Here is an 18,709-nt window from a genome sequence, read left to right on the forward strand (position 1 = left end):
ATCCAGCGGTCATCATAACCGCTGGATGTAAAGGAGACGTTATGCAGGAATTAATATCGCAAATCGCCGCGTTAGGCATCGAAATAACCCCCACCAGCTCACTCATTATTATCTTCGGCATTATTCTTCTGACGGCAGTTGTCGTTCACCTTATTCTGCACAAAGTGGTGCTGCGTACTTTCGAAAAACGGGCGCAGGCCAGTAGCCATTTGTGGCTGCAAATCATCACGCAGAACAAACTGTTTCACCGCCTGGCCTTTACCCTGCAAGGGATTATCGTCAACGTACAGGCGGTTTTATGGCTGCAAAAAGGCAGCGAGGCTGCGGAAATACTCACCACCTGCGCGCAGCTGTGGGTGATGATATACACGATGCTGTCCTTCTTCTCACTGCTGGATGTAGTGTTCAATTTATCGCAGAAATTCGCCACCGCCTCTCAGCTTCCGCTTAAGGGGATATTCCAGGGAATAAAGCTGGTTTGCGCGATTATTGTCGGCATTCTGGTTATTTCATTATTGATAGGCCAATCCCCGGCGATTCTGATTAGCGGCCTCGGCGCGATGGCTGCGGTATTAATGCTGGTATTCAAAGACCCGATTCTTGGCCTGGTGGCCGGTATTCAGCTCTCCGCCAACGATATGCTCAAGCTCGGCGACTGGCTGGAAATGCCGAAATACGGCGCTGACGGGGCGGTGATCGACATCGGCCTGACCACGGTGAAGGTGCGCAATTGGGATAACACCATCACCACCATTCCAACCTGGTCGCTGGTGTCCGACTCGTTTAAAAACTGGAGCGGCATGTCCGCTTCCGGCGGTCGACGCATAAAGCGCAGCCTGAATATCGATACCACCAGCATTCATTTTCTCGATGAACAAGAGCAGCAGCGCCTGATTCAGGCCAAACTGTTGAAGCCGTATATGGATTCACGTCACCAGGAAATTAGCGCCTGGAACCAGCAAAATGCGACCGACCAATCGGTGCTGAACCAGCGCAAAATGACCAATATCGGCACCTTCCGCGCTTATTTGCAGGAGTATTTACGCAACCATCCGCGCATCCGCAAAGATATGACCCTGATGGTGCGCCAGCTGGCCCCGGACGCCAGCGGCCTGCCGATTGAGATTTACTGCTTCACCAACACCGTGGTGTGGGCGGAATATGAGAGTATCCAGGCGGATATTTTCGATCACGTGTTTGCAGTCGTTGACGAGTTCGGCCTGCGGATTCACCAGTCCCCCACCGGCAACGATATTCGTTCGCTGGCGGGCGCGGTATCTCAGTAAGGTTCTCAAGCACTGGCTCGGGATATCACGCGCCAGTGCCTGGTACTTTTAGAACCGTTCATGGTCCAGAAGCAATAATCCCCCTTTTATATTTATCGCCATTACATATATACGACGATTTCCACTCAAGAAATAAATTCAAATCGAATAATTAGCAAGATAATTTATTGTATTCACGTGCACTATCAATCATTAATACAGCAACCATTTTTTGTTAACTTCACATCTCCTTTATGATAAAAATATAAACATAATTACAAGGTGCCTGATGCCATGAAGAAGTCGGCACTAACAACATTTCATTTTAGCAATGTCAAGTCATTAATATTTTATATGAATTTATATTCATTGATAATAAAGGGATGAATTAATAAATGAAGACAAAAGCCGCCTTAATCGTTCTGCTAGGCCTTCCATCAACCTCTTTTGCAGGCGCACTTACCCCTCCTGATTTTACTGCCTCTAGTGTTAGTACCTCAGCCTCTCTTGGCTGGCTGGCTGGGGAATCTAAAGAGTATGTTTACGATCCTGATAGCGGAAAAAAAATCAGCCAACTGAACTGGAAAATTAAAAATACGGCAATACTAAAAGCCGATTTTTCCTGGGATGCATGGAGCTGGTTGACGGTAAATGCTCGAGGTTGGACATCTCTGGCATCAGGTAGCGGACAAATGGATGACTATGACTGGCTGGATGATAGCAAATCAGGTTGGTCTGATTGGTCACACCATGATAACACCACGCTTAACTACGCTAACGAATTTGATCTTAATTTAAAAGGCTGGTTATTACAGGGTGAGAATTACAAAGCTGGCGCCGTGCTGGGATACCAGCAGACACGCTTTAGCTGGACAGCCTCTGGGGGTCGATATAATTATGATAATGGTGAATCCATCGGTGAGTTCCCACTCGGTGAAAGAGGGATTGGTTATAGTCAGAAATTTACAGCTCCCTATATCGGTCTTGTAGGACAATTCAATTACCGAGGATTTGAAGTAAATGCTCTAATGAAGTTTAGCGATTGGGCAACAGCTAAAGACAATGATGAGCACTACGCGCGTTCCCTCACCTTCCGTGAAAAAGCGACGGATACTCGTTACTATGCCGCCAGTGTAGATATCGGATATTACGTCACGCCGCAAGCGAAGGTATTTACAGAGCTTAGCTATAGTCGCTATAAAGAAGGCAAAGGTGGTACTGAAGTGATCGATCGCGACACCGGCGAGTATGAAAATATAGGAGGAAATGCTGCTGGTATTGCAAATAAAAACTACACCATTACTGCAGGCCTTAGCTATCGTTTTTAAGTATTGGCCTACTTAGTAAATAATGACTCCCTGTATATAAATTAGGGGAGTCATACGAATAAAACGGAATATCACGATGTATAAAATAGCTATTGCAATAGGATACACCCTCACTATCCTTTCCGGCTGTACTTCCTCAAAATCTTCACCAGAACGCCATGCTTACTATTTTGTCTCGCATCGCACCGATTTTGTCGGCGGTAACTTCACCACTAACCGTCAGGAAAACTACCGCTTAAATCTGCCCAACTTTACCGAAATTTATGCCCGAGGCCAGCAGGATAGAAAATCAGGAATGAGCGAAAGCGACGCCCGCCGTACCGCCGATGCCATCAAGCAGCAGGCGGCGCAGGGCACGAAGACGCAGCACTCTTTCAACGGTAATGCCAACGATAAGTGGGATAACGAGATGGAAAATAAAGACGCCATACTCTTTGGCAATGAATTGTCCGGGGCTTATCTGGACGGCTATCACGGTGTGAAATAACAACAAAATTATGCCCCGCCGGACGGCGGGGCTGTCACGCACTACGCCGGGCGGCGCAGAGTTTTAAAGGCCACAAACAGGAACAGGATCCACACCGGCAGCAGAATCGCCGACAGACGCATACCGTCGATCGTGCACATCAGCACCAGGATCAGCCCCAGGAAGGCGATGCAAAAATAGTTACTGCCAGGCGACAGCAGCGCTTTAAACTTCGACTCACGCCCCTTGCGCCGCTGGGCAGCACGGAATTTCAGGTGCGCCAGGCAGATCATAATCCAGTTCAGCAGCAGCGTCGCCACCACCAGCGCCATCAACAGGCCGAGCGCGCTCTGCGGCAGGAGGTAGTTAAGCAGCACCACCAGCGAGGTGATAATCCCCGAAAGCATCAGGGAGTTGACCGGTACGCCGCGCTTGCTGACGCGAGCAAGAAACTTCGGCGCGTTGCCCTGCACCGACAGGCCGAACAGCATCCGGCTGTTGGAGTAAACGCCGCTGTTGTAGACCGACAACGAAGCAACCAGAATCACGAAGTTCAGCGCTGAAGCCACCACGTTACTGTCGAGATTATGGAAAATCATCACGAACGGACTACTGTCGGATTTGATTTCCACCCACGGATAAAGAGCTAACAGAACCACCAGCGAACCGATATAAAACAGCAAAATACGGTACACCACCTGGTTAACCGCTTTCGGAATGCTCTTCTCTGGATTATGCGCCTCGGCGGCGGTAATGCCGATAAGCTCCAGCCCGCCGAAGGAGAACATGATCACTGCCAGCGACATAATCAGCCCGTGCCAGCCGGTGGCAAAGAAGCCGCCGTATTTCCACAGATTATCGATTCCCGCTTTGCTGCCGCCGTGGCCGCCAAACAGCATCCACAGGCCAAAGCCAATCATGCCGATAATCGCCAGCACTTTAATCAGCGCGAACCAGAACTCCGCTTCGCCGTACAGGCGAACGTTAACGAGGTTAACCGCGTTGATAATAATGAAGAAGACGGCGGCCCAAATCCACGTCGGCACGTCCGGTAGCCAGTACTGCATGTAGATCCCGGCGGCGGTCAGCTCAGCCATCCCCACCAGCACGAACATCACCCAGTAGTTCCAGCCGGAAAGAAAACCTGCGAACGGACCCCAGTATTTATAGGCAAAGTGGGCAAAGGAGCCAGAAACCGGCTCTTCGACAACCATTTCGCCAAGCTGGCGCATAATCAGAAAAGCAACGATCCCGGCCACGGCGTAGCCGAGCAGTACGGCCGGTCCCGCCATTTGAATCGCTGGCCCAATGCCGAGAAACAGGCCGGTACCGATGGCGCCGCCAAGGGCGATAAGTTGGATATGTCGGTTCTGTAAACCGCGGTGAAGCGTCGGGCCGCTTTCCTCTACGGCATCCGACGACGTTGACGCGTCTTTCACGTCGATCCCCTGTGTGTTTATATGAAGGGGCACCTTGTAACACTTATCCCCGTCATACTTCAAGCCGCAGATGCCCTGGCTTTATACGTTCATTGATTTATCACAAGGGGCGAGCAGCCCTGCCCGCCCCAGCGTTTTGCTTAGAACTCGTAGCCGACCGAAACCTTGAACGTCCGCGGCTCACCGCGGAACAAATAGGTTCCACTGTCATCAGCACCGGACCAGTAGTTCTCATCCGTCACGTTATCCACCCCCGCCCGTACCGTCATCTGGTTCTGATTCTCGTTAAGCGCCAGACGATAGCGCACGCCGAGATCCAGGGTGGTGTAGCTATCAATCTTCTTGGTATTCGCCTGATCGGCATACTGCGAACCGGAGTGATTGAGGCGCGCGGTGGCGGTCAGGCCATCAATAGGCTTAATGTCATACTCCGCGCCAAGCACCGCATAGAACCCCGGCACGCCAATCGCTGTTTTACCATCGTTGATGCCATCTTTGGTTTTCGACAGCTCGGCTTCCAGCCATGTGGCGCTGGCGTTAAGGCGCAGACCGTACAGCGGCTCACCGAAGACGTTGAATTCAATGCCGCGGTTACGCTGCTCGCCGTCAAGACCATAGTGTTTCTTGCTGTCGAGGAATGCTGATGGCATTTTAATTTCAAACAAGGCTAGCGAGCCGCCAATACGGCCGAAATCTGCCTTCACCCCTACTTCGTTTTGTTTGGAGTGGATGATCCCAATACTTTCACCGTAGTTAGTGGCGGAGTTCGGCGCATTGCTGCCCGGCTGAAGAGCTTCGGTATGGTTGGCGTATAAAGAGATAACCTCCCACGGCTTGTAGACCACCCCATAGGTTGGCATCCAGCGACTGTCGTCATACGCATCGCTTTGCAGACCGGTGGTTTTGTTATAGTTACGCACCACCACTTTTTGATGGCGCGCGCCAGCGGTAAACAGCAGCGTATCGTCCAGAACGCCCAGGGTATCGCTCAGCAGCCAGCCCTGCGAACGGGTACGCCCGCTGGTGAGCGGATCGTAATAATTACCATCGGATGAAGAAGTGGCTGGAGGCGCAACCTGCTGAGTATCATAGATATTCACCAGCGGGTTAACCTTAGACATTCTCCACGCCGTTTTATCGTTTTGGGTTTTCGCCGAATAGCCGACGTTCACTTTGTGCGAGACAAAACCGGTAGCGAACTCGCCGCGAATGCCGGCCATGCCGCTGGCGGTATCAATATAGCGGTTGGTATCCAGACGACCCGCCGTGGCGTTGCCTTCTCGATCAATAAGCTTCGAAGCGCTATACAGGCCAATTTCATGGGCGTGCTGAGCGCCCAGCGACGCATAGGCAGTCCATTTATCGACAATGTCGTACTCCATTCTCAGCATACCGAACTCATTTTCGATATCGCTGTAAGCCCATTTTTGCGTGTAGTTATGGGTATTGCCCGGCAGACGCGGAATAAAATCAACGGCTGAAATATTGATCCCCATCGGGCCGCCGTGGAACGTTTTCTTCTGATAGCCAAAATCAAAAGAGCTGCGCAAGCGCTCGCCGCGATAGTCGAGGCCAATAGCGGCCAGAGTGGTTCTGCGCTTGTCATTCTCGACCGCCGCCTCGCCTTCACGATGTACCAGGTTCACCCGCGCGCCGAACTGGTTATCGTCACCAAAGCGACGGCCTAAATCCAGCGAACCGCCGACCTGAGAATCAGAGGTATAGTCCACGCCAACGTTGGCGGTCGGGGTATCTTCCGCACGCTTCGGCTCCAGGTTAATCATCCCGCCGACGCCGGAGCTGGCGGCACCATTGAGCAGGGCGTTCGCGCCTTTAAAAATCTCAACCCGTTCAAGCATGGCGGTATCCATCACCTGACGCGGCACCACGCCGGACAGGCCGCTCAGGGTCATATCATCGCCGTCGAATTTGAGGCCGCGAATGCGGTAGGTCTCGGCATAGTTACCGTAGCCCTGCACCGGCTGAACCCCGGCATCGTTGCTCACCACGTCGGTAATGGTTTTCGCCTGCTGATCCTGAATCAGCTTCGAGGTATAGCCGATGATGCTAAACGGAACGTCCATCGCGTTTTGCTCGCCGAGCATCCCGAGACGACCACCGTTCGCTACCTGCCCATCCAGATAGGCAGGAACGACCAGATCGCCGCCAGATTTAAAATCATTGTCGGAAGCCGCCCGGACGACCATGGTTTCTTCGGTTTTTTTACGTTCGGCGTCGCTTTCCGCCGCCGTTGCCGAGTGAGTGATAGCGCCAATAGTTAACGCCAGCAGCGTTTTCCGTAGCGGGAAAGCCGGATAGTGAGATATACGCATAATGAGTCCCATAGGTGAGGAAAGTAAAACAAAGGGCCCGTTACCGGGCCCGAATTTCTTATTTCGCGGTCAGGTCAATGCGGACAACGCTGTCCGGCCCTTTCGTCGAATGATCTTTATTAAACGGCTGCTTAACGGTGACAAACAGCGTCTGGCCGTCAGCGGAAATAAGCAGGCTGTTAGGGTTAGCCGGAATATCCCACGACTTTTTCAGCGCGTAGCTGGTGCCATCGAGGCTGATAACCTTGCCGGATTCGCGCTGGGAGATATAAATCTCGTTGCGCTTAGGATTGAACTGCACCGCCAGCGAGTCGCCCACGTCCAGTTGCTTAATCACCTTGCCGCTGTGAATATCGAGTACCAGGGTGGTTTTAGCTTTGGAGTTATCAGTGACGAACAGACGACCGGTGGCGCTATCTTCAGCAATGTTCAGCAGCAGCGCCGGTTTATCGCCCAGCGGCTTCCAGCGGTGTTCGATACGGTTATTGCGCGGGTTAATCACCAGGATTTCACCGCCGCCGTTTGCCGCGTACAGCCGTTCGGTTTGTGCGGAATAGTGCAGGCCGGTCATCCATTTACCGGTATTTTTAATCCGCGTTTTCAGCTTCAGGGTGTCGGCATCGACCACCCAGATTTGCGCCGGATCGGCGACTGCGCCAACGTAAAGGGTGTTATTGAGCAGCAGGATTTGACGCGCACCGTACGGGAAACCTTCTTTATTGCGTTCGCTAAACAGTAGGCGTTTTTGGACTTTGCCGTTGGCCGTGTCGATAGCGCTAATGCCGCCATCCAGCGAGTTGGTGACAAACAGCGTACTGCCGTCAGGGCTGAGCTGTACGGCAAAGTTTTTCAGATCGGTGTGGGTCATGCCGATAGTTTTCAGGGTTGCCGGATCCAGCTTATAGACCGCGCCGCCCTGCACATCTTTAAAGCCTTCAGCGCTGGCAACGTACAGTGCATCGCCTTTCGGGCTGAGCGCCATTTCATACAAACCTTCCGCCAGCTCGCGTTTCAGCGGTTGTACGGCGGTTTCCGCTTTTTGTTCGGCAATAGGTTGAGAAACAGGAGAGGTGTGAGTGGCGGCGCAGCCGCTTAAGACCGCAGAGATAGCCAGCGCCAACGCCGGGAGAGTGTATTTCATAAGATCAATCCTGAACAAAATCAATGATCCGATGGTGACTCCGCCGCCGATGTTCTCTTTTCGGTCTTGCGTTAGCGAGCCCCACCCTACGCCTTCGAAGTTTCCCTGTGAGCACGCCACTAATGCAGGTTATTCCCTGACAAGCCCGCAAACAAAAAGAAGAATGAGAACTATACGCATTATCCTATCGTAATCAAGCCTGTCTTTTTCCGAATGGAAAAACGTTTCATTTTTCGGTGAAAGGTATTCAGAGCAGTGGTATTGGCTGAGGGTGAGGAAAAATGGAATACAAAACGCTGATGGAAAAGCGCCGGAACTCGACAGGTTCCGGCGTCGAAAACTATGCGCTGGCGGTATCCAGACGCGCCAGCTGTTCAGCGTGGAGGTTCAACGCAGCGGCACGGGCAAAGCTCTCCACCTGAGCGATACTGGTGGCGCTGGCAATCGGGGCCGTTACGCCTTCACGACTCATTAGCCAGGCCAGCGCGACTTCGGCAGGTTTCGCATTCTGTTGTTCCGCCACCTCAACCAGAGTATCGACGATACGCAGCCCGCGCGGATTGAGGTATTTTCCGATGCCGCCGCCGCGCTGGCTTTGCGCCAGATCGGACTGCTGACGGTATTTACCGGTCAGGAAGCCGGATGCCAGGCTGTAGTAGGTCACCACACCGATATCGCGGCTGATGCACAGGTCGCAGAGCGCGCCTTCAAAGGCCGAACGATGATAAAGATTGTATTCCGGTTGCAGCACCTGCCAGGCCGGTAGACCGCTTTTGCGCGAGACTTCCAGGGCGCTCGAAAGCTGCTGTGCATCGAGGTTAGAGGCCCCCATCGCGCGGATTTTTCCCGCCAGCTGTAAGGCATGGAACGCGTCGAGGGTTTCGGCAACCGGGGTTTCCGGGTCCGGCCAGTGGGAAAAGTAGAGGTCGATATAATCGGTGTTCAGGCGGCGCAGCGAATCTTCCACCGCCTGCTGGATCCAGGCTTTTTTCAGTCCTTTATGGCCGGGAAGGCCTAAATCGGAACCAACTTTAGTGAAAATTTTCACCTTATCGCGCATGCCTGGCCGCGCCTGCAGCCAGCGACCGATAATGGCTTCGGACTCGCCGCCCTGGTTACCGTCCGCCCAGCGGGAGTAAACATCCGCCGTATCAATAGCATCAAAGCCGTGGTCTACAAACGCATCAAGAATGGCAAAACTGGTTTTTTCATCGATGGTCCAGCCAAAAACGTTGCCGCCAAACACCAGCGGGGCAATGGAAAATCCGGTTTTGCCCAAGGGACGTGTCATCATGCCGTTCACTCCTTATTTACCCGTCATACTTCACGCAACGCGAATTATATAGGGTAACGCTTATATTCTGTGTCCTTTCAGGAAATGCCAAAGGTCAGAAATGATAGTAAGAAAAGGAAGCTTGAAGCGGGCTTTCCGTGCCCGCTGAATGCATAACAACATTATGTCCCGGAATAGACATCAAAGCTAAAATATTTCCCTGCTAGCTTTTTATAGGTGCCGTCGGCGAGAATTTTGGCAATCGCGCCGTTAATTTCCTGACGCAGGGCTTCATCGTCTTTACGCAGACCAATCGCCGCCCCGGCGCCAAACAGCTTGTCGTCCTGCAAATGCCCGCCAACGAAGGCGAAATCTTTGCCCTGCGGCTGCTGCAGGAAGCTGTAGTCGGCCATCATCCCGGAAAGCACCGCGCCATCAATACGCCCGGACTCCAAATCCTGTACCACGCGATCCGCCCCCTGATAGGCAACGATATTGATTCCCGCCGTGCGCCAGTGCTGGTTGACGTACGTTTCCTGCGCCGACCCCTGCTCTACGCCGATGGTTTTGCCCTTCAACTGCTCGACGGTATTCCCGGCCAGCGTGTTTTTACGCGCCACGAGGAACACCGGGCCGTTATACAGCTTATCGCTAAAGCCAATCTGCTCTTTACGCTTCTCGGTCATATACATTCCGGAAAGGATCGCATCGAACTTGCGCGCCTTCAGCGCCGGAATAATGCCGTCGAAGTTGCTTTCCACCCACACGCACTTCGCCTGGAGCTGCTCGCAAATCGCGTTCCCGAGGTCAATATCAAAACCCGCCAGCTTACCCTGTGGGTCTTTCCATTCAAATGGCGCGAAAGTCGGGTCAACGCCAAAGCGAATTTCCTTATTTTCTGCGGCCAGGGCTGAAGTTGAGGCCATCAGCGCGACCCACAGCAGAAGAGATTTTTTCATTATTTACGGACTCCAGAGATCAACGGCAGTGTGTTTCAACTAACCGGGCGAACAGCGTCGCGCCGGTGGAAATAATGTCATCATTAAAGTCGTAGCCGGGGTTATGCACCATGCAGCTGCCCTTCCCGCCTTTTTCGCCATTGCCCAGCAGGAAGTAGCAGCCGGGACGCTCCCGCAGCATAAAGGCGAAATCTTCGCTGGCGTTCATTGGAGGTATCGATTCCAGAACGCCCTCTTCGCCAAACACCTCCAGCGCCAGCGCTTTAGCGAACTCAGTTTCCTCAACGCTGTTGGTCAGCACCGGATAGGAGTCAAAAACCTCGACTTCGCTGCTGGCGCCGTAGCTTTTGGCGGTAAACTCGGCGAGCTCCTTGATACGTTTGATTAGCAGATCGCGGATTTCCGGTTTCATCGCCCGCACGCTCAGTTCCATCACCACGTTTTCGGGAATCACGTTAGAAGCGATACCGGCCTGGAAAGTCCCCACGCTGACCACTGCGGTTTCGCCCGGCGGTACGTTACGCGCAACGATACTTTGTAGATTCATCACCAGCGCCGCGCCGGTCACGATCGGGTCGACGGTGCGCTCAGGATGCGCGCCGTGACCGCCATAGCCGGTAATGGTGATTTTGACCGTATCCGCCGAGGCCATAAAATTGCCGGCATAGAAGCCGAGTTTCCCCACCGGCAGGCCCGGCATATTGTGCAGACCGAAGATGCGCTCGCAGGGGAAGCGCTCAAACAGGCCGTCTTTAATCATTAAATCCGCGCCGCCAATAGCTTCTTCCGCAGGCTGGAATATCAGATGTACCGTGCCGTTAAACTGACAGGCCGGAGAGGCGATATATTTCGCCGCCGCCAGCAGAATCGTGGTGTGACCGTCGTGGCCGCAGGCGTGCATTTTTCCGGCAACGGTGCTGGCCCAGGGGAGATCGGTCGCTTCGAAAATCGGCAGTGCGTCCATATCGGCACGCAGGCCAATGGTGCGTGGAGAGTCGCCCTTGCGCAACGTCCCCACCAGGCCGGTTTTTGCCAGCTCACGAGTTACCGTATAGCCCCACTCGGTCAGTTTCCCGGCCACCAGCTCACTGGTATTAAACTCTTCGAGGCTTAATTCCGGATTGGCATGTAAATAATGACGGATCGCAATCATCTCATCTTCAGTGGCTTTAATTTCAGGAATAACAAAATCGGTCATGCCGGTCTCCGGGATATAAAAATAGATGCTCAGTTTTAATAACTTAACTTGGTAGAGGTTTAATGCAAGCAGCATTTCTTATTACAGAGGCAGGTGGCATCTCATTTATTCATATTGATTTACCTACGAAATTTCTTTCTTTATATCTCAGAGCAAAACAGAGTTATTTCTAATCATCTGGTTATTATTGCTTTATAAGATCAATAATAATAAACCAAATGGAACAATGCAGATAAAGAATCGATAAAATACCTAAATTCCAATATTTTATTCTTTCATAAGATCATCTCCTGTCTGGAAAAAATCGTTATCACGGTCACACAATTTTGCTTTTCTTTTTACTTTGTTTCCATTGTTAACTATGTTGGGTTCACTTGTTTAGTCACCAACGTATATCGAGGTTTGAAGATGAAACAACCCCACAATAGAGTTGCCCAGGGAGTCTGGCTGGCGATGGCCGGGCTGCTGGCGTTATCGGCCCCGCTGGCAGTAAACGCCGCGACCGCCATCAGTGAAATGGCCGGTAAGATTCTGCCATATCAGGAAAAACCGCGCGTCTTCGTACTGACCGATATCGGCAACGAGCCTGACGATCAGATGTCGTTAACCCGCTTTTTGCTCTATGCCAACGAAATGAGTGTCGAAGGGCTGGTGGCGACAACCTCCACCTGGCAGCGGGAGAAAGTGCATACCGATATGATCGATCTGGTACTCGGTCATTACGGCGAAGTGCAGCCTAACCTGCTTAAGCACGCCACCGGGTTCCCAACGGAAGACCAGCTTAAAGCCGTCGTCGCGCCGGGCCTTGCCAGCTACGGTATGGCAGCGACCGGTGAAGGGAAAAATACCGCCGGTTCCGACCTGCTGGTCAAGGCCATTGAAAAAAGCACCGACGCTAACCACCCACTGTTTATCAACCTGTGGGGCGGCGCGAATACTCTGGCGCAAGCGCTGAAAGACCTGGCGCAAAAACATCCTGCCAGCACCGTTCAGACGCTGACGCGCAACCTGGTGGTCTACTCGATTTCCGATCAGGACGACGCTGGTTTTTGGGTGCGCGAGCACTATCCGGATATCACTTATATCGTCGATCCCTCCAGCCAGAACGGCGAAGATTATGCTCGCGCCACCTGGACCGGCATCAGTGGCGACCAGTACTATCGCAACGCACCGGGGGCAGATTTCACCACCGTGTCCCAACACTGGCTGGATGAAAATATCCGCAACATCGGACCGATGGGCAAAGGCTACCTGCAATACCTGTTTATTATGGAAGGCGATACCCCGGCGTTTCTCGGCCTGATCCGCAACGGCCTGAATAGTGAGCAGAATCCGGGTTGGGGCGGCTGGGGCGGGCGCTATATCGTGCGCCAGCCGCAGCATGAAACGCGCGCCATCTGGAGCAGCGGCGGCGATTTCTATCCCGGCAACCCCAACGCCGCCGATACGGTTACCGGCATCGACGGCAAGCGCTATACCTCAAATCAGGCCACCATCTGGCGCTGGCGTGAGGCATTCCAGCACGATTTTGCCGCCCGCATGGCGTGGGGAGTGAAAGATTACGCCTCCGCTAACCATAATCCACAAGTGGTGGTAAACGGTCAGCAGGGACAACAGGTGGTGTATATGGATGCTAAAGCGGGCGACGTGCTCACATTAAGCGCCGCAGGGAGTAAAGATCCCGATGGCAATCAGCTCAGCTATAGCTGGTTCCGCTACCCGGAGGCCGGTTCCGCCAGCTCTCAGCCGGTGGCGGTAAACGATGTGCAAGGTCGTCGCGGCGAGGATAATCTGCAGGCCCCCGCAATCCTCGAACTGAGCGATAACGGTAAACCAACGGTTGAAGTTAAAGCGCTGCGCAACGGCACGGAACATATCATTCTGGCGGTGACCGATAACGGCAAACCGTCTCTCACCTCTTATCGACGGATTATTGTTTCGGTCAAATAATCCATCTGGGGCGGCGCGCATTGCCGCCCGATGAACGGAATGCAGCGCAATGGTATGATGAACGCTAAAGCAACCCTGTGGGCAGAGGCGAGACGGCGTGGATTACAAACAGCAGATCCTCAATATATTGCATAGCGAAGCGGAATCCCGGGCGGAGATGACCAAACGCCTTGGCGTCACCAAAGCCTATATCACCAAGCTGACGGCACGCCTGCTCGATGAACAATTGATTGAGGAGCGGGAAGTCAAAGATCCGACTTTTGGTCGCCCGCAGCAGCTGTTAGCAGTGAAAAGCGCGAAAGCCTGGAGCGCCAATATCATGCTGCGTAAAGGCAGTTTTCAGGGCACGCTCAATGATTACAATACCCAGTTGCCGCCGTTAGCGGATCTGCATTTTTCCCTACCGGAGACAATGACCCCGGACCAGTTGGTAGACTTTGTCGCCGATGGTATCGCACGACTATGCGAGCAAGCCAAACTGCCGCAAAGCTCGCTCAGCGTAGCCAGCATCGCGCTACAGGGCGGGATCGAGCATTTCACCGGAGTTGTGCGCTATTGTCCGCTATTTCAGGAACATAATGTCAATCTCGCCGCCCTGCTTGAGCAGAAGCTAAACCTGCCAACCCGCATCTACAATATTGCCCACTGCACTAACTATCTGCTGGCGAAAAGCTCGCCCGGGCAGTCATACGTCGCGTTTATGCCCGGATTTGGCAGCCTCGGCTACGGTTATTGCACCCACGGCGAACCGGGACTGGGCGAAAACGGCTTCTATCCGGAAATTGTGCATCTCCCCTGGCCCGGTGGGCTGGAACCGGCGTTTAACGTCGAGGCGAATAATATATCCGCAGGCATCCTTACCACCGCGCAGGCGCTCTATTTTGCGATTTGCTGTACCGCACCGATTCATAATATTAAGCGAGTTATCGCGACCGGTGAGTTATTCGAAGATTACGGTGAGCATATTTTGCCGCTCGCACAGAAAATGCTTGATGAAAATACCAATTCACATATTCGTGAAATACATATCCGCCATTATAAAACCGGACACAATTATGGCTGGAAGGGATTAGTACAGCTCAGTTCGGACAGTATCACCGCGCTGCTGGTGTAATGCGATTTTCCCCCGGTGGCGCGCGACCGTCCCTCAGACAATGCGGAACCTGTAGCCCGGATAAGGCGTTTACGCCGCGATCCGGGGTTTACAGGCTCGAACTTGCGAGGTGCGCGGGTTTTGTAGCCCGGACAAGTGCGCAGCACCGCCTCCGGGGATAAGACCAACGTTAGTGGTTCAGCGCGCCGTTAATCAGGATCGACGTAATAATCCCGGTCGCAGCGGCAATCAGTACATAGTTACCGTCAATATACGACCAGTGTTGCCCACGCGGTGGTGCCGGAAGCCCGCGATCGTTCCAGTCGTTTACTCGATAGTCATTACCGCGGAACCGTTCCGGAGCCGGCTGGCCTTTGCGGAAATCATGGCCACTCCACGCGAAGTGATCCTGCTCGTGGCGCTCCTGATGGCGATTATCGGACGAATGATTACCACCGCGATCCGGGCCACGATCGCCACCGTTCCCCTGATGATTATTACCTTGCGGCCCATTGCCCGGCGCCTGCTGTCGGTTACCGTCCGGACCGCCGCGGCCGGAATCGTTCTGCCAGACCTGCTGCTGACCGCGATTGTTACCGCCAGGGCCATCAGCCCATGAAACGGATGTAAAAGCACAAGATAAAATAATCGCCAGTGAAAGAATCTTTTTCATAGTACACCTCCTGATATATTTCCTTTTTACCGGGAAAATGTGGAGGAATAGTGAGTAATAATATAACCAGGATTATTCCTGGCTTATTGGGTACATGAGCTTATAAATAGCATTCAGCCACACAAATAAAGCGCGCTAAATAACAAAAAGGCCGCTTTCGCGGCCCTTTTTTAAAGAATTGTCAGTGATTATTCAGTGACTTTATTTTTTAACTCTTCAGCACCTTGCTTGGTTTTATCCCAACCTTCTTTGCTGACCTCTTTGGTCTTATTCCAGCCTTTTTCGCTGCCTTCTTTGGTCGCGTTCCAGCCTTTCTCGGTGCCTTCTTTGGTTTTATTCCAGGTTTTCTGCGCGCCTTCGCTGACTTCGCTACCTACGCTGTCGCTTTTCCCTTCCGCCGCGTGTTTGGCTTTGAGCTGCTGCTCTTCGCCCTGGTGCTGAGCCTCATGCAGTTTTTCCTTCGCGGTGTTCGCCCCTTCGTGGGCTGCCGCGACGGTATCATCAGTTGCGTGTGTTGTTGCAGCAAAAACAGGAGCTGCTACCAGAATCGCAGATAACGCAATCATTGCTTTTTTCATAATGTCCTCTCTCTAACGAACTTAATGTTACGAGTCGCATTTAGCATGGCACAAGATTTTGCCGTTTGGCTTTAGGGATTGTTCTTAAAACTAATTTCAGAATTTTCAATCGAATGTTCACCTGATGGAAAAGAGTATTTTCTCTGTATCAGTAAATTCTAACCAGAGTTTCCCGGAGGCGGCGCTTGACGCGCCTGTCCGGGCTACTGTCCTTCAGACGATTGAAAACCCGTTGCGCAAGCAATCGGGACGCCCTATTTTTCACCAACGGATTCTCGTTTTCATGCCCTGGCTCGCACTTTTCCACATGTGACATTCCCCTCATTCTGTCCCTATGCTTTAATGTGCTAAACCGGTTTAATTAAGTTTAGCTATGGAGGATTTTCAGCATGAATGCAAAAGTTTGGGTTCTGGGAGATGCGGTAGTCGACCTGCTGCCGGAAAGCGAGGGCCGCCTGCTGCAGTGTCCCGGCGGCGCGCCGGCTAACGTGGCAGTGGGTATCGCTCGCCTTGGCGGCAACAGCGGCTTTATCGGGCGCGTCGGCGACGATCCGTTTGGCCGCTTTATGCGCCATACCCTGCAACAGGAGCAGGTCGACATTAGCCATATGCGCCTCGATGGCCAGCACCGCACCTCCACCGTAGTCGTCGACCTTGACGACCAGGGCGAGCGAACCTTTACCTTTATGGTGCGTCCCAGCGCGGATCTGTTCCTGGAGGAAGCAGATCTCCCGCAGTTTGCCGCCAGACAGTGGCTACACGTCTGTTCCATCGCGCTAAGCGCCGAACCCAGCCGCAGCACCACCTTCGCGGCGATGGAGAAGATCAAACTTGCCGGCGGCCGGGTGAGCTTTGACCCCAATATCCGCCCGGACCTCTGGCAGGATCAGGACCTGCTGCACGCCTGCCTCGATCGCGCCCTGCGGCTGGCAAACGTGGTGAAGCTCTCCGAAGAAGAGCTGGTATTTATCAGTGGTAGTGATGATTTAGCGCAGGGGATCGCCAACGTTGTCGAGCGATATCAACCTGAACTCCTGCTTGTGACTCAGGGCAAAGCGGGCGTACTCGCCGCGTTCCAGCAACAGTTCATCCACTTCAACGCCAAACCTGTCGTGAGCGTAGATACCACCGGCGCGGGCGATGCTTTTGTTGCCGGACTGCTTGCTAGCCTTGCCGCCAACGGAATGCCGACGGATATTGGCGAGCTGGAACCCACTCTTACCCTGGCACAAACCTGTGGTGCGCTGGCGACAACGGCGAAAGGCGCGATGACCGCGTTGCCTTATCAGCACGATCTTAATCGCCAGTTTTGATCCTTTAGGCCGCCCAGCGCGGCCCACTTTGTTGCATCCATCACAATTATTAAACCGGTTTAGCAAATTCCATTTCAAAATGTTAAAGGTCGTGTTTAACATAGCGCCTAAACCGGTTTAGCAAACACACACCATTTTCAATTTTCCTTTTGGGATGCAACCAGCATGTATAGAAAAAGCACACTCGCGGTTCTTATCGCTTTGCTAACCGGCGCCGCCTCAGCCCATGCGCAAACGGACCTCAGCAGTATTGAAGCCCGTTTAATCGCGATGGAAAAACGCCTGCAGGATGCAGAAAACAGAGCACAAACGGCGGAAAATCGCGCCGAGTCGGCGGAGAAAAAAGTCCAACAGCTCACTACGCAGCAGCAAAAAACCCAGAACAGCACCCAGGAAGTGGCTCAGCGTACCGCCAAACTGGAGAAGAAAGCCGATGAGAAAAGCGGCTTTGAGTTCCACGGCTACGCCCGCTCCGGCCTGTTGATGAACGATGCTGCGTCCAGCAGCAAAAGCGGCCCCTACCTGACGCCAGCCGGGGAAACCGGCGGTGCCATCGGTCGCTTAGGCAACGAAGCCGACACCTACGTCGAGTTGAACCTTGAACATAAGCAGACGCTGGATAACGGCGCGACCACCCGCTTTAAAGCGATGCTGGCCGATGGACAAAAAACCTATAACGACTGGTCGGCCGACTCCAGCGACCTGAATATTCGTCAAGCGTTCGCTGAACTTGGCAGCTTACCGAGCTTCGAAGGGCCATTTAAAGGTTCCACGCTATGGGCAGGTAAACGCTTTGACCGCGACAACTTTGATATCCACTGGCTCGATTCCGACGTGGTGTTCCTCGCGGGCACCGGCGGCGGTATTTACGACGTGAAGTGGAACGACAGTATTCGCAGCAACTTCTCCCTTTATGGGCGTAACTTCGGCGATCTGGAAGACATTGATAACAATGTGCAGAACTACATTCTGAGCATGAACCACTTTATCGGCCCGGTGCAGGTGATGGTCAGCGGCCTGCGGGCGAAAGATAACGACGACCGTAAAGATGCCAACGGCGATACCATTCAGACTGACGCCGCTAACAATGGCGTCCACGCGCTGGTTGGCCTGCATAACGACAGCTTCTACGGCCTGCGTGAAGGCAGCAGCAAAACCGCCCTGCTCTACGGCCACGGTCTGGGCGCAGAAGTCAAAGGTATCGGCTCGGATGGCGCGCTACTCTCAGACGCCAATACCTGGCGTTTCGCCACCTACGGCACCACGCCGCTTAGCGAACGCTGGCACCTCGCCCCAGCGGTGTTGGCGCAAAGCAGCAAAGACCGCTATGCCAAAGGCGATAGCTACGAGTGGGTCACCTTCAACATGCGCCTGATCCAGGAGATCACCCAGAACTTCGCCCTCGCTTACGAAGGCAGCTACCAATACATGGATCTGCATCCCGAAGGCTACAAAGATCGCAACGCGGTGAACGGTAGTTTCTATAAACTCACCTTCGCCCCGACGTTTAAAGTCGGCGACATCGGCGATTTCTTCAACCGTCCCGAGCTGCGCCTGTTCGCGACCTGGATGGACTGGAGCAAAAAACTGGATAACTACGCCAGCGACGACGCCTTCGGCAGCAGCGGTTTCAACGCGGGCGGCGAGTGGAATTTTGGTATTCAGATGGAAACCTGGTTCTGACGGTTAGTACCTGACGA

General features: G+C 53.2%; 15 protein-coding genes. 7 read left to right on the forward strand and 8 right to left on the reverse strand.

Annotation, left to right across the window (positions count from 1 at the left end; genetic code table 11):
• Positions 1 to 41 precede the first annotated feature (41 nt).
• The 3 genes from ACMYSL_RS21295 to ACMYSL_RS21305 all read left to right on the forward strand — a co-directional run bounded on the left by ACMYSL_RS21295 (position 42) and on the right by ACMYSL_RS21305 (position 3,080).
• Positions 42 to 1,286 carry a mechanosensitive ion channel family protein gene (locus ACMYSL_RS21295; protein ID WP_434659873.1) on the forward strand — a complete coding sequence of 415 codons (1,245 nt, stop codon included), beginning with the start codon at positions 42 to 44 and terminating at the stop codon, positions 1,284 to 1,286.
• A 374-nt stretch (positions 1,287 to 1,660) separates the two neighbouring features.
• Positions 1,661 to 2,593 (forward strand): omptin family outer membrane protease, encoded by a 933-nt coding sequence (locus ACMYSL_RS21300; protein ID WP_434659874.1) that lies wholly within the window; start codon positions 1,661 to 1,663, stop codon positions 2,591 to 2,593.
• A 76-nt stretch (positions 2,594 to 2,669) separates the two neighbouring features.
• Positions 2,670 to 3,080, forward strand: coding sequence for an Exc2 family lipoprotein (locus tag ACMYSL_RS21305; RefSeq protein ID WP_434659875.1), 411 nt, complete (start codon positions 2,670 to 2,672; stop codon positions 3,078 to 3,080).
• Positions 3,081 to 3,121: 41 nt separating this feature from the next.
• Here the strand turns inward: ACMYSL_RS21305 and pheP are convergent, their stop codons facing one another.
• The 6 genes from pheP to ACMYSL_RS21335 form a co-directional block, all read right to left on the reverse strand.
• On the reverse strand, positions 3,122 to 4,498 hold the full coding sequence (gene pheP, locus ACMYSL_RS21310; protein ID WP_181483168.1) for a phenylalanine transporter: 1,377 nt from the start codon (positions 4,496 to 4,498) through the stop codon (positions 3,122 to 3,124).
• A gap of 140 nt (positions 4,499 to 4,638) precedes the next feature.
• Positions 4,639 to 6,831 (reverse strand): TonB-dependent receptor, encoded by a 2,193-nt coding sequence (locus ACMYSL_RS21315; protein WP_434659876.1) that lies wholly within the window; start codon positions 6,829 to 6,831, stop codon positions 4,639 to 4,641.
• Between the two features lie 58 nt (positions 6,832 to 6,889).
• Positions 6,890 to 7,972, reverse strand: coding sequence for a hypothetical protein (locus ACMYSL_RS21320; RefSeq protein WP_434659877.1), 1,083 nt, complete (start codon positions 7,970 to 7,972; stop codon positions 6,890 to 6,892).
• A 340-nt stretch (positions 7,973 to 8,312) separates the two neighbouring features.
• Positions 8,313 to 9,266, reverse strand: a complete 954-nt coding sequence (locus ACMYSL_RS21325; RefSeq protein WP_434659878.1) for an aldo/keto reductase — start codon at positions 9,264 to 9,266, stop codon at positions 8,313 to 8,315.
• Positions 9,267 to 9,427: 161 nt separating this feature from the next.
• Positions 9,428 to 10,204 (reverse strand): ABC transporter substrate-binding protein, encoded by a 777-nt coding sequence (locus tag ACMYSL_RS21330; RefSeq protein ID WP_110273196.1) that lies wholly within the window; start codon positions 10,202 to 10,204, stop codon positions 9,428 to 9,430.
• Between the two features lie 19 nt (positions 10,205 to 10,223).
• Positions 10,224 to 11,402: a M20 aminoacylase family protein gene (locus ACMYSL_RS21335; protein ID WP_142515498.1), complete on the reverse strand. Its 1,179-nt coding sequence runs from the start codon at positions 11,400 to 11,402 to the stop codon at positions 10,224 to 10,226.
• 408 nt (positions 11,403 to 11,810) lie between these two features.
• On the opposite strand from ACMYSL_RS21335, the gene ACMYSL_RS21340 reads away from it, so the two are divergent.
• Positions 11,811 to 13,352, forward strand: a complete 1,542-nt coding sequence (locus ACMYSL_RS21340) for a DUF1593 domain-containing protein (RefSeq protein WP_434659879.1) — start codon at positions 11,811 to 11,813, stop codon at positions 13,350 to 13,352.
• A gap of 97 nt (positions 13,353 to 13,449) precedes the next feature.
• Positions 13,450 to 14,466, forward strand: a complete 1,017-nt coding sequence (locus ACMYSL_RS21345; RefSeq protein ID WP_434659880.1) for an ROK family protein — start codon at positions 13,450 to 13,452, stop codon at positions 14,464 to 14,466.
• A 169-nt stretch (positions 14,467 to 14,635) separates the two neighbouring features.
• On the opposite strand, the gene ACMYSL_RS21350 is transcribed toward ACMYSL_RS21345, so the two are convergent.
• Both ACMYSL_RS21350 and ACMYSL_RS21355 read right to left on the reverse strand, forming a co-directional pair.
• Positions 14,636 to 15,118, reverse strand: a complete 483-nt coding sequence (locus tag ACMYSL_RS21350; protein ID WP_434659881.1) for an RcnB family protein — start codon at positions 15,116 to 15,118, stop codon at positions 14,636 to 14,638.
• Positions 15,119 to 15,306: 188 nt separating this feature from the next.
• Entirely contained in the window at positions 15,307 to 15,696 is a 390-nt protein-coding gene (locus ACMYSL_RS21355) for a hypothetical protein (RefSeq protein ID WP_304256804.1), read from the reverse strand.
• Between the two features lie 389 nt (positions 15,697 to 16,085).
• Here ACMYSL_RS21355 and ACMYSL_RS21360 point away from each other — a divergent pair, with 389 nt between their 5' ends.
• Both ACMYSL_RS21360 and ACMYSL_RS21365 read left to right on the forward strand, forming a co-directional pair.
• Complete coding sequence (locus ACMYSL_RS21360; RefSeq protein WP_434659882.1) at positions 16,086 to 17,009, forward strand: aminoimidazole riboside kinase; 924 nt, start codon at positions 16,086 to 16,088, stop codon at positions 17,007 to 17,009.
• A gap of 165 nt (positions 17,010 to 17,174) precedes the next feature.
• The gene (locus ACMYSL_RS21365; protein WP_434659883.1) at positions 17,175 to 18,692 is read left to right on the forward strand and encodes a carbohydrate porin; all 1,518 of its coding nucleotides are present in this window, start codon (positions 17,175 to 17,177) and stop codon (positions 18,690 to 18,692) included.
• The last annotated feature ends 17 nt before the right edge of the window (positions 18,693 to 18,709 follow it).

This window comes from Klebsiella sp. MISC125 (genome assembly GCF_051131775.1).
GTDB lineage: Bacteria > Pseudomonadota > Gammaproteobacteria > Enterobacterales > Enterobacteriaceae > Klebsiella.

Coding starts and splice junctions, on each gene's coding strand:
- ACMYSL_RS21295 (WP_434659873.1), top strand. CDS start 42: ATGCAGGAATTAATATCGCAAATCGCCGCGTTAGGCATCGAAATAACC.
- ACMYSL_RS21300 (WP_434659874.1), top strand. CDS start 1,661: ATGAAGACAAAAGCCGCCTTAATCGTTCTGCTAGGCCTTCCATCAACC.
- ACMYSL_RS21305 (WP_434659875.1), top strand. CDS start 2,670: ATGTATAAAATAGCTATTGCAATAGGATACACCCTCACTATCCTTTCC.
- ACMYSL_RS21315 (WP_434659876.1), bottom strand. CDS start 6,831: ATGCGTATATCTCACTATCCGGCTTTCCCGCTACGGAAAACGCTGCTG.
- ACMYSL_RS21320 (WP_434659877.1), bottom strand. CDS start 7,972: ATGAAATACACTCTCCCGGCGTTGGCGCTGGCTATCTCTGCGGTCTTA.
- ACMYSL_RS21325 (WP_434659878.1), bottom strand. CDS start 9,266: ATGATGACACGTCCCTTGGGCAAAACCGGATTTTCCATTGCCCCGCTG.
- ACMYSL_RS21330 (WP_110273196.1), bottom strand. CDS start 10,204: ATGAAAAAATCTCTTCTGCTGTGGGTCGCGCTGATGGCCTCAACTTCA.
- ACMYSL_RS21335 (WP_142515498.1), bottom strand. CDS start 11,402: ATGACCGATTTTGTTATTCCTGAAATTAAAGCCACTGAAGATGAGATG.
- ACMYSL_RS21340 (WP_434659879.1), top strand. CDS start 11,811: ATGAAACAACCCCACAATAGAGTTGCCCAGGGAGTCTGGCTGGCGATG.
- ACMYSL_RS21350 (WP_434659881.1), bottom strand. CDS start 15,118: ATGAAAAAGATTCTTTCACTGGCGATTATTTTATCTTGTGCTTTTACA.
- ACMYSL_RS21355 (WP_304256804.1), bottom strand. CDS start 15,696: ATGAAAAAAGCAATGATTGCGTTATCTGCGATTCTGGTAGCAGCTCCT.
- ACMYSL_RS21360 (WP_434659882.1), top strand. CDS start 16,086: ATGAATGCAAAAGTTTGGGTTCTGGGAGATGCGGTAGTCGACCTGCTG.
- ACMYSL_RS21365 (WP_434659883.1), top strand. CDS start 17,175: ATGTATAGAAAAAGCACACTCGCGGTTCTTATCGCTTTGCTAACCGGC.